Here is a 10674-nt window from a genome sequence, read left to right on the forward strand (position 1 = left end):
CCGCCGCCACCGCCCTCGGGGAACTGGGCGCCCCGGCCGCGATCCCGCCCCTGCGTTCGGTCCTGACGGACGCCGACCGGCGACTGGCCGAGGTGGCCGCCGCTGCGCTCGCCTCCCTCGGCCGGAGGGGTGAGGCCGTCCTCGTCGACGCCCTGGAACGCGGCACCATCCCGCCGGAGATCTCCGTCCGGGACACCTCGACCGTCTCGGACGACGACCTGGCGGCCCTCGCCTCACTGGGCGCCGTGACGGCCATCGGCATCCGCGAACGCAAGCCCGACCTGTACGATCTCGCCACGAGCGCCCGGCGGGCCGGCGAGCCCACCCATCAGGATGCCCACCGGGACGAGGAGCCGGCCCCGTGATCGAGACACTCCGCGTGGTGATCGCGACGCTGCTGGACCTGATCGCCTGGCCCATCCTGCTCTACTTCGTGCTCATCAACTCCTCGTACCTGGTGCTCGTGATCGCCGCGGCCGTGGACTTCCGGAGCACGCGTCGTCGTCGTCGTCATTCCGGTCGCGTCGAACGTCTCGGCAGCCACACGGCGCCGGGGGTCTCGGTGGTCGTCCCCGCCTACAACGAGGCAGCCGGCGTCGTCGAGGCCGCCCGGTCACTCCTCGGACTGCGCTACCACCGCCACGAGGTGATCGTCGTCAACGACGGGTCCTCCGACGAGACCCTCCGCGTCCTCGTCGAGGCGTTCGACCTGGTCCGGGCAGACCGCGAGGTACCCCACGACATCCCGACCCGGCAGGTGCCCCGCGGTCTCTACGTCCCGCGCGACGGATACACCCGGCTCACCGTCATCGACAAAGCCAACTCAGGGCGCTCGGACTCCGTCAACGTCGGCATCAACACCGCGGTGGAGGACCTCATCATCTGCGTCGACGGCGATTCACTGTTGGACCCCGACGCGCTGCTCATCGTCACCGAGCCGTTCGCGGACGACCCGCTCCGCACCGCTGCCACCGGCGGTGTCGTGCGAGTCGCCAACGGGTGCACCATCCGGTCCGGGCAGATCGTCGACGTCCGGATGCCACGCAACCTCCTCGCCCAGATCCAGGCGCTCGAATATCTACGGTCGTTCTTCCTGGGCCGCTCCGGGTGGTCCAAGCTGCGGGCGCTGATCCTCATCTCCGGCGCCTTCGGCTGCTTCCGACGCGACCTGCTCGTGGAGGTCGGTGGACTCGACCCCGACTCCATCGGCGAGGACTTCGAACTCGTCATGCGCCTCCACCGTCTACTCCGCGAGCGCGACGAGGACTACCAGGTGACGTTCGTCCCCGAGCCTGTGTGCTGGACAGAGGTGCCGGAGACCCTGAAGGTTCTCGGCAAGCAACGCGCGCGATGGCACCGCGGGCTCTGGGAGACGTTGGTCAAACACCGCGTGATGTTCGGCAATCCGCGATACGGACGGGCCGGCACGCTCGCCGTCCCCTACTACTGGGCTTTCGAACTGTTCGCGCCCCTCATCGAGGCGGTCGGCCTGGTGCTCATGGTCCTGGGGTTCGTCCTGGGCCTGGTCAATCCCACCACTTTCTGGTTGTTCCTCGCCGTGGCCTACGGGTATGCGATCGTCGTCGCACTCACCGCAGCCGCCGTAGACGAGGTGTACTTCTCTCGTTACCACAGGTTCGGGAGCATGCTCTCCCTCATCGCCTCGTCGGTCCTGGAGAACATCGGCTACCGCCAGCTCCACGTCATCTGGCGCCTCCGGGGCTGGTGGCAGGCGCTGCGCGGGAGCGAGCAGCAGTGGGGCGTCATGACGCGCCGCGGCTTCACCACGGAGGGGGCGTCGTGACGGAGGCAGCGACGACCCCGGATTCCGGACGGCCCGCCGAGAAGGTCTCCGAGGTCCTGCGCCGCAAGAGCCGCAGCATGCTCGTCCTCGTGGTGGTGATCGCACTGCTGGGGCCCACCCTCCTGCTGGTCCAGTTCTACTTCTCCCAGCGCACCAGCTCCATCTATACCCCCGTCGTCGACACCACCAGCCGGTTGGTGATCGCGATGCGGTGGGCCCAGTCCGATCTGCGGATGGACCGTGCGTACGGCCTGCCCGGCGCGGAGGACAGGCTAAGGGTTCGCGAGACGGAGTCGCGGGAGGCCCTTTCCGAGCTGCAGCGTCTGGCCGGGGACGACGACGCGTTCTCCCCCGCCCTCGGCAAGCTCACCGCGGCGTCCGAATCGTGGTGGCGCTACGCCGAGGCGGTCGTCGGGACGACGCCCGAGCTCGCCGCCGGGGAGTCCCCCCTCAGCCAGCAGGAGAACATCGACGCCGTCATGGACTTCACGACGATGGTCACCGCCGCCGACACGCTGCTCTCCGTCGCCATGGACAAGCGCGTCGAGATGCGCAACTGGCGGACGGTCACGCTGTGGAGCGGGTCCGCGCTGACCTTCGTGATCATCTTCCTGGCCTCCACCGCGATCATCCGTGACACCCGCCGGACCGCCCGGACGATCGTCGATCCCATCGAGGAACTCGCCGAGGTGGCCCGGAACGACACCGAGGGCGGACGAGGTACCCGCGCCCGCACCGACGAGGGCCCGACGGAGGTCCGCGCGCTCGCCGCGGCGTTCAACGTGCTGTTGGACGCCAGAGATGACTACGAGGCGGGCCGGGAGGAACACGTCCGCAGGCTCGAGGAACTGGACCGGCAGAAGGACGACTTCGTCTCCACGGTCAGCCACGAACTCCGCACGCCGCTGGCCTCGATCATCGGCTACACCGAGATGCTGTGCGACGGCGACGGCGGCGACCTCACCCCCGCCCAGCATCGTCTGGTCTCGGTGGTCCAGCGCAACGCGGACCGGCTGCGGGGGCTCATCGAGGATTTGCTCACGCTCAGCCGGATCGAGGCCAGGGGCCTCGACATCGACCACGACCGGCTCCACCTCGACGCCGTGGTGGGTCACGTCCTCGAGTCTCTCCGGCCCGTGGCCGCCCGCGCCGGCCTCACGCTCGCCGAGCGGGTCGAACCGGCCGAGGTCACGGGCGACTCACTGCAGCTCGAGCGGGCGGTGACCAACCTGGTGAGCAACGCCATCAAGTTCACCCCGGAGGGTGGGTCGGTCACCGTGACCGTCACCGCGGACGACGACATGGCGACCGTCACCGTGTCCGACACCGGCATCGGTATCCCCGAGGCCGAGCACGAGCACCTGGGTACGCGGTTCTTCCGGTCGAGCACCGCCCAGCGTGGGTCCATCCCCGGGACCGGGTTGGGGCTGAGCATCGTCCAGGCGATCGCCGAGGGGCACGACGGCGGCCTGAATTTCGACTCGACGGAGGGCGAGGGCACCACCTTCCGGCTGACCGTGCCGCTGCACCACGTCCGCACCCCCGAGGACAGCGCCCCCGGGGGCCGCGGCCCGACTACAGCTTGAGCCGTGTCCGCACCTGCATCGCCCCCAGATAGCCCGAGGCCATCCGCTGTTTGTCCTTGGTGAACGGCGGCACCATCATCTCCGAGACGTTGTAGGAGAACGAGTGGTGCGCCACCGCCCGCTCGTGGGTGAACGTCCGGAAGCCGTAGTGGCCGTGGTACCCGCCCATCCCCGAGTTGCCGACGCCGCCGAACGGGATGGCGGACGACGCCATGCCGATCCCGAAGTCGTTGCCGTAGATGTTGCCGGAGCGGGTGCGGTCGGCGACGGTCTCGAAGCGGTCGTTCCTGTCCCCGTACCAGTACAGGACGAGCGGGCTGGGCCGGTCGTTGACGTAACGGATCGCCTCGTCGAGACCCTTGTAGCCGAATACCGTGAGGACGGGGCCGAACACCTCCTCGGAGTCGATCTCCCTGTCCGGGGTCACGCCGGTGAGCAGTGTGGGCGCGATCTTGCGGCTGACCGGGTCGGGCAGCCGTTCGCCGGCCGGCACGGCGTCGCGCTTGCCTGCGCCTTTCTTCACGGCGTCGTCGATCAGCCCGACGATCCGCTCGTAGTTCGAGGTGTTGACGGTCGCCGTGTACTCGGTGTTTCCGACGATCGCGGGCAGGCTGGTGCGCCACTGGTCGAGCACGGTGTCGCAGAACGCGTCCAGTCGGTCCTCGGGGACGAACACGTAGTCCGGGCACATGCACACCTGACCGCCGTTGACCAGGCGGGACGAGGCGATACTGCGGGCTGCGCGGTCGATGTCGGCGCTGGTGTCGACGATGACAGGGTTCTTGCCGCCCAGTTCGAGGGTGACGGGGGTGAGATTCTCCGCCGCGTCCTTGGCGACGGACTTGCCGACCCCGGGCGAGCCGGTGAAGAACAGGTGGTCGAAGGGCAGGACCGAGAAGTCCGAACCACGGCCGTGTTCGGGTCCGGCGATCGCGAGTTCGTCGACGGCGAAATATTCCGGTGCCAGCCGGCACAGGGCCTCGGTGGTGTGCGCGGTGACCGAGGACGGCCGGATCATCACCCGGTTGCCGGCGCCGAGGGCGGAACCGGCGGGCACGATCGTGAGGTACAGCGGGAAGTTCCACGGTCCGATGATGCCCACGACCCCCTTGGGGTCGTGCCGGACCTGTTGGGTGAAGCCCACCGCCTCCAGGGCTCGGGACACGCGCGTGGGGCGCATCCACTTCTTGATGTGGCCGCGCTGGTGGTCCAGGTCCGGGATGGACGAGGCGATGTCGGTGAGGGTGGAGAACGTTTCCGGCCGGGAGCCGTAGTCCTCGCGCATCGCCTCCGTGAGGTCCGCGGCGTTGTCCAGGACGAGGCGTTTGAGGCGCAGGATCCGGTCGCGCCGGATCTTCGCGCCCGGCTGGGGGTCGGCGAGGAAGGCCTGACGCTGGCGTTCGAGGATCTGGTCGAGTGTGAGGTCGCGCGCGGTGGGAGTCCTGGTCATGCGTCCAGGGTAGAACGCGTTCTCGCCCCGCGTCGGGGATCCGACGACGACGAGGGCCCGCCCCTGCCCAGACCTACTTCGCGTCCGCCCAGTACGGATCCTTCAGCGTGCGCTTCATCAGTTTCCCGTTGGCCTGGCGGGGCAGCTCGTCCACCACATCGATCGACCGCGGCATCTTGAACTTCGCCAGCCGACCGGACAGGTCCTCGAGGATGTGTGCCTTGAGCTCGTCGGACTCGGGGTAGCCCTCGGCCAGTTCGATGACGGCCTTGACCTCCTCACCCCAGTCCTTGTGCGGGATACCGAACACGGCGGCGTCGCGGACCGCCTCGTGGCGGGTCATCTCCGACTCGATCTCTGCCGGGTAGATGTTCACGCCGCCGGAGATGATCATGTCGTTCTTGCGGTCGCACAGGAACAGGTAGCCGTCTTCGTCCACGTAGCCGATGTCGCCCATGGTGAAGAGCTCGCCGACGTAGGTCTTCGCGGTCTTCTCCTTGTCCTGGTGGTACTCGAACTTCGACCCGTGCATCTGCAGGTACACATTGCCGATCTCGCCGGTGGGCAGCTCGTTGCCGTCGTCGTCGAGGATCTTCAGGGTGGTGGTCTTCCACGGCCGCCCCACGCTGCCGGGCTTGCGCAGCCATTCCTCGCCCGTGATGGTGCACCCACCGCCCTCGGTCCCGGCGTAGTACTCGGTCAGGACCGGGCCCCACCAGTCGAGCATGGCCTGCTTGACGTGCTTGGGGCACGGCGCGGCGCCGTGGACGATCGTGCGCAGGCTGGACACGTCGTACTTCGCGCGCACATCCTCCGGCAGCTCCAGCAGCCGCGAGAACTGCGTCGGCACCATGTGCGACTGGGTGACGCCGTGGGCGTCGATGAGTCGCAGCATCTCCTCGGGCGTCCACTTGTCCATGAGCACCACGGCCTGGCCCAGATTGAGCGAGATGGTGACGAAGTTGAGCACGGCCGTGTGGTAGAGCGGCGAGCCACAGATGTGGACGTTGTCCGGCGCCTGGATGTCGAAGCCGGCGAAGAAGTAGTAGTTGGGGACCGTCACTTGATCCGGCGAGGCGCCGGTGAGGGGGCGCCGCACGCCCTTGGGGCGGCCGGTGGTGCCGGAGGTGTACAGCATGGGGCCGCCGAGGGTCCGCGACGACGGCAAGGGGTCCTCCCCCGCGGCTGGGACCGTGAGCTCGGGCAGCGGACGGAATCCGGGAACCTCACCGATGGCGTAGCAGCGGGCGGGGTCGAACCCGGCCTCCCCGGCGGCTACGGTCGCGACGTCGGCGAACCGGGTGTCCGCGATGAACACCGTCGATCCCGAATTCTCGAGGATGTACGCCACCTCGGGGCCGGTCAGGTGCCAGTTCGCCGGGGCCACGTAGAGCCCGATCTCCATGGCCGCGTAGTAGACCTCGAGGAATTCAATGCTGTTCGGCGCCAGCAGGACGATGCAGTCACCGGTCTCCAGTCCGAGCTCGCGCAGACCCCGGGCGTAGCCGTGGGCGGCGTCGGCGAGCTGGCCGAAGGTGACCTGCCGACCGCCCGCCTCGATTACGGCGATGCGGTCCGGATCCGCCTCGGCGATCCGGTAGACGCTGGTCACGTGCTCGCCGGTCCGCGGATCCAGGATTCCGGCGTCGGCGGGGACGGAAGGCGTGGGTGCACTCATGACCCCATAGTAGAACGTGTTCTATCGCGATGGCGGGCTTTCCCGGCGACCGTGACCAGACCACGGCGAGCCGCCGGTGGTTACCCTCCTGCCCATGGCGCAGCATCGGATCCGCGCGAGCGACCCCCAGCGCGTCGCGGCGTGGGAGCAGCTCGACGCCGCCGCTGCAGATGGGCGCCTCGACCCCCTGGATCACCTTCACCTCGGGTGGCAGGTGCGGTCGAGCGGATACGTCGATGAACTCCGGGCGATCCTCGCGGACCTGCCGGCCCCGGCCCGGTCGCCTTCCGAGGTGGCGGGCACCCGCTCCACTCCGGTCGCCCGGTCCCGCCGCGCGCCACGCGACCCGCTCGACACCGCCAAGTTGGTCGGCGCCTCGACCGTGGCGGGGCTCGCCCTTGTCGCCGGCGGGGTCCTCGCGCTGCGAGACGGTGCGTTCACCGGCCTCGTCGGCGGCACCGAGGACACGATCACCTCGAGCAGCGTCGATGAGGTCATCTCGTCTGCGCGTGCGAGGTTCGGCGACGCTCGTGTGGCCTCGCTCGACATCAGGGGCGACTACGCCCTCCTCCTCATCGAGGATCCGACAAACCCCGGGGCGGTCGACTCGTGGCGACGCGACGACCTGGGCGAGTGGGCCGCCGAAGGGGAGGCTTTCCGCCCCGTTGACGACCTCTCCGTTGCAATGGAGTCCATCGATGTACCGGCCGCCCTGGAGGCGGCTCGGGCCTCCGCGGCGGAGAACGGGCTCTCGGACGCAGATCTCGTGGGGATCGACGTGGGCCCGGACGCGCTCGCCCAGCCCACATACGAGATCACCGTGAGTCGTGAGGGTGACTGCGGGCACATAGTGGTGGGGCACGACAGGATCGTGAGAGAAGTCGGCGTCCCCCGATGAGCGCACCGCCCCCGCCCCCCGGTGGGCCCGCCCCGGAGCCGGCCACCGAGGACCGCAGGCGAGCCGTGTGGCAGATCCTGGACAACGCCTACACGGACGGCCGGATCGGCCCCCTCGAACATGGCGAGCGCAGCCGCGACGCCGCCCTGTCGACCACCCGCGACGACCTCGACTCACTGGTGGCCGACCTCAACAGGCGCTTGTTCGAACTGGAGGTACGCAGCCGGGGCCTGTCAGCCGACACCCCGCTCTCGGTACGGCGGACCAACGCGCGCGAGCGGATCGTCGCGAAGCGACCGCCCGGGCCTTCGACGCGGGGGCCGGCGGGGCGCAGGCGCCTGGCGAGCGGGCTGCTGCGCGCGGTCCTGGCCAGCGCATTGACCGTCGGCCTCATCGCCGGTCTGGACCACCTCGCCGGGAACGCACCCTCCCCGACCGGCGGCACGGTGGACCGCCCGGCCTCCGTCGAGGTGATCCGCACGGCACCGGGACCATTGCTCACCGCCGAAGGGGTGACCCGCGTCATCGATGCCGCACGCGACCAGCTCGACGACCCCACCGCGGAGCGGCTCGTTATCGAAGGCGAGACCGCGCACCTGAGCCGCGCCGATCCTGACGGCGCGGAGACGACGCTGCGACACACCTTCCACGGTCGATGGCGGGACGGGATCACCAGTCGGCTGCCCGCGTCGACCGGTTTTCCTGTGGCCGCGGTGGACGCGGAGACCGTGATGTTCGCGATCGAGGCGACGCCCGCCCTGTTGGGAGCGCCCGGGGCCGTTCCGGACAGGGTGGTGATCTCTCCGGGTTCACCCCCCTCCGACTCCGGGCCCCCGCCCGTCTACGCGGTCAGGGTCTCGCTCACGGACCGACCCGGCTGGGTCACGGTCGGCCCCGGTCGCGAGATCCTGGAGGTCGGCGACGGCGGTTGACCCCCGGGCCCGGCCCACGTCAGTCGATGAACTGCGCGAGCGTCTCGATCTCCTCGACCGACCGGGCGGTCACCACGAGCATGGTGATGCCCGCGGCCTCCCACTCGGCGATCTGCGACCTCACCGAGTCGGCATCCCCGATGATCGCGGTGGCCTCGACCATCTCGTCCGGCACCGCGGCGGCGGCCTCGTCCTTGCGGCCGGAGCGGAACAGTTCGGTGATGCGGTCCACGTCGTCGCCGAAGCCCATGCGACGGAACGCCTCGGCGTGGAAGTTCTTCTCCTCGGCGCCCATGCCGCCCGCGTACAGGGCGGTGAACGGCTTGTACGCGTCGAGGACGCCGCGGCGGTCGTCCGTCACGTGGAGCTGGCACAGGAAGGCCACCTCGAAGTCCTCGCGGGTGCGGCGCGCCCCGGGTCGGGCGAACCCCTCGTCGAGCCACCCGTTGAACTCGTGGGCGGTGCGCGGCGAGGCCAGGAAGCCCAGCCAGCCGTCGGCGATCTCTGCGGCCAGGGCCACGTTCTTGGGCCCCTCCGCGCCCAGCCAGATCGGCACGTCCTCGCGCAGTGGATGCAGGATCGGCTTGAGCGGCTTGCCGAATCCGGAGGCGTCGTCGCCCTGATAGGGCAGGGCGTACGCGGGGCCGTCTGAGGTGACGGGCGCTTCGCGGCGCAGGACCTGGCGGATGATGTCGATGTACTCGCGGGTCCGCGCCAGCGGCTTGGCGAACGGCTGGCCGTACCACCCCTCCACCACCTGCGGCCCGGACACACCCAGCCCCAGCGCGAAGCGTCCGCCCGACAGGTGATCGAGCGTCATGGTGCTCATGGCGGTGGCCGTGGGCGTACGGGCCGAGAGCTGCACGACGGCCGTCGACAGCCGGATGCGCTCGGTGAGCGAGCCGTACCAGGCCAGCGGTGTGAAGGCGTCCGAACCCCAGGCCTCGGCGGTGAAGACGGTGTCGAAGCCCGCCCTGTCCGCCGCCACCACGAGGTCGGCGTGATCGGTGGGCGGCTGGGCGCCCCAGTATCCGAGTTGCAGCGCGAATTTCATGCGCATCAGTGTGACCCACGCCGCTGGCCCGTGGTGTCCCGCCCGGGGAAACCCACACAACCCGCGGTGGAACGTGTTCTACTCGAGGGCGTGACATCCAGAGAGATCGTTGTCGATATCACCCCACCGGACGAGCCCGTACTGTCGGCGTCCCTGGCCCCGTCGTTCGACTACACACGGTCGACCGGCCCGGTGCTGGGAGCGTTCTTCACCGGCCTCCGCGATCGACGCCTGGTCGGTAACCGCGATTCGGCCGGCACCGTGCACCTGCCGCCGGTCGAGTTCGACCCCCACACACGCCGGGCCCTCACGGAGACCGTGGAGGTGGGTTCCGGTTCCGGGATCGAGGGCCTCGTCGTCGCATGGACCTGGGTCCCCGATCCCACCGAGGTCAACCCCCTGGACTCCCCGTTCGCGTGGGCGCTCGTGCGGTTCGACGGCGCGGACACCGCCATGCTCCTTCCGCTGGCCGTCGACGGCCCCGACGCGGTGAGCACCGGGATGCGTGTTCGCCTGCGGTGGGCCGCCGAGCGCACCGGGACCATCCACGACATCGCGTGCGTGGTGCCCGCCGACGCCCCGGTCGACGCCGGTGTCGACGACGACGAGGTCCCACAGCAGACCGACGACCCGGTCACCACCGTGGTGACGCCGATCGGCCTGTCGGTCACCCACACGGCCGGACCCGCCGAGAGCGAGTACCTGCGTGCGATCGTGCAGGGCAAGGTGCTGGGGCGGCGCCGCTCCAACGGCCCCGAGGTCTACGTGCCCCCGCGTGACTACTGCCCGTCCGACGGCGTGGCGATGGGCGAGTACGTGGAGGTGTCCGACATCGGCACGGTGACCACGTTCGGCATCGTCAACGTGCCGTTCGCCGGTCAGCAGATCAAGCCCCCGTACGTCACCGCTTACATCCTGCTCGACGGCTCCGACGTCCCCATCCAGCACCTGGTGCTGGGCTGCGAGGCGTCCGAGGTGCGGATGGGGATGCGCGTGCGCGCCGTGTGGACGCCCGAGTCCGAACGGCCCGCCTCGATGAAGGCCATCGCCCACTTCGAGCCCACCGGCGATCCCGACGCCGACCCCGACACCTACGCCGATCACCTGTAGAGGACACCACCCGTGACCCCCAACGCACCCCGGGACGTGGCCGTCGTCGGATTCGCCCACGCCCGCCACACCGAGTCCACCTTCGGCACCACCAACGGTGTCGAGATGCTGGCCCCCGTTTTCGCCGAGTGCTACCGGCAGACCGGACTGGATCGCACCGAC

General features: G+C 69.7%; 9 protein-coding genes and 1 pseudogene. 7 read left to right on the forward strand and 3 right to left on the reverse strand.

Annotation, left to right across the window (positions count from 1 at the left end; genetic code table 11):
- The 3 genes from G6028_RS11735 to G6028_RS11745 all read left to right on the forward strand — a co-directional run.
- Window positions 1-365: HEAT repeat domain-containing protein (locus tag G6028_RS11735; RefSeq protein ID WP_206685750.1), on the forward strand; the 365-nt coding region annotated here is incomplete at its 5' end.
- The gene (locus G6028_RS11740; protein ID WP_154828893.1) at window positions 362-1804 is read left to right on the forward strand and encodes a glycosyltransferase family 2 protein; all 1443 of its coding nucleotides are present in this window, start codon (window positions 362-364) and stop codon (window positions 1802-1804) included. The genes G6028_RS11735 and G6028_RS11740, both read left to right, overlap by 4 nt.
- Complete coding sequence (locus G6028_RS11745) at window positions 1801-3390, forward strand: ATP-binding protein (RefSeq protein WP_182658974.1); 1590 nt, start codon at window positions 1801-1803, stop codon at window positions 3388-3390. Before G6028_RS11740 ends, G6028_RS11745 begins: the two co-directional genes overlap by 4 nt.
- On the opposite strand, the gene G6028_RS11750 is transcribed toward G6028_RS11745, so the two are convergent.
- The gene (locus G6028_RS11750) at window positions 3380-4840 is read right to left on the reverse strand and encodes an aldehyde dehydrogenase family protein (protein WP_182658975.1); all 1461 of its coding nucleotides are present in this window, start codon (window positions 4838-4840) and stop codon (window positions 3380-3382) included. The two genes, G6028_RS11745 and G6028_RS11750, sit on opposite strands and share 11 nt — an antisense overlap.
- 73 nt (window positions 4841-4913) lie before the next feature.
- Window positions 4914-6518 (reverse strand): acyl-CoA synthetase, encoded by a 1605-nt coding sequence (locus G6028_RS11755; protein ID WP_182658976.1) that lies wholly within the window; start codon window positions 6516-6518, stop codon window positions 4914-4916.
- Between the two features lie 94 nt (window positions 6519-6612).
- Here G6028_RS11755 and G6028_RS11760 point away from each other — a divergent pair, with 94 nt between their 5' ends.
- Together G6028_RS11760 and G6028_RS11765 are read left to right on the forward strand one after the other, a co-directional pair.
- Window positions 6613-7416 (forward strand): DUF1707 SHOCT-like domain-containing protein, encoded by an 804-nt coding sequence (locus tag G6028_RS11760; protein ID WP_182658977.1) that lies wholly within the window; start codon window positions 6613-6615, stop codon window positions 7414-7416.
- Window positions 7413-8348, forward strand: a complete 936-nt coding sequence (locus G6028_RS11765) for a DUF1707 SHOCT-like domain-containing protein (protein WP_159148068.1) — start codon at window positions 7413-7415, stop codon at window positions 8346-8348. Before G6028_RS11760 ends, G6028_RS11765 begins: the two co-directional genes overlap by 4 nt.
- A 19-nt stretch (window positions 8349-8367) precedes the next feature.
- Here G6028_RS11765 and G6028_RS11770 read toward each other — a convergent pair whose 3' ends face one another.
- On the reverse strand, window positions 8368-9402 hold the full coding sequence (locus tag G6028_RS11770; protein WP_182658978.1) for an LLM class F420-dependent oxidoreductase: 1035 nt from the start codon (window positions 9400-9402) through the stop codon (window positions 8368-8370).
- 90 nt (window positions 9403-9492) lie between these two features.
- Here G6028_RS11770 and G6028_RS11775 point away from each other — a divergent pair, with 90 nt between their 5' ends.
- Together G6028_RS11775 and G6028_RS17715 are read left to right on the forward strand one after the other, a co-directional pair.
- Window positions 9493-10512 carry a Zn-ribbon domain-containing OB-fold protein gene (locus G6028_RS11775; protein WP_338404205.1) on the forward strand — a complete coding sequence of 340 codons (1020 nt, stop codon included), beginning with the start codon at window positions 9493-9495 and terminating at the stop codon, window positions 10510-10512.
- Between the two features lie 12 nt (window positions 10513-10524).
- A pseudogene (locus G6028_RS17715) lies at window positions 10525-10674 on the forward strand (lipid-transfer protein); the annotation flags it as partial.

Origin of the sequence: Dietzia cercidiphylli (assembly GCF_014145145.1) — a bacterium.
GTDB lineage: Bacteria > Actinomycetota > Actinomycetes > Mycobacteriales > Mycobacteriaceae > Dietzia > Dietzia natronolimnaea.

Excerpts from the sequence above, each read along its gene's own strand:
- G6028_RS11750 (WP_182658975.1), bottom strand. The coding sequence starts at position 4,840 with ATGACCAGGACTCCCACCGCGCGCGACCTCACACTCGACCAGATCCTC.
- G6028_RS11755 (WP_182658976.1), bottom strand. The coding sequence starts at position 6,518 with ATGAGTGCACCCACGCCTTCCGTCCCCGCCGACGCCGGAATCCTGGAT.
- G6028_RS11760 (WP_182658977.1), top strand. The coding sequence starts at position 6,613 with ATGGCGCAGCATCGGATCCGCGCGAGCGACCCCCAGCGCGTCGCGGCG.
- G6028_RS11765 (WP_159148068.1), top strand. The coding sequence starts at position 7,413 with ATGAGCGCACCGCCCCCGCCCCCCGGTGGGCCCGCCCCGGAGCCGGCC.
- G6028_RS11770 (WP_182658978.1), bottom strand. The coding sequence starts at position 9,402 with ATGAAATTCGCGCTGCAACTCGGATACTGGGGCGCCCAGCCGCCCACC.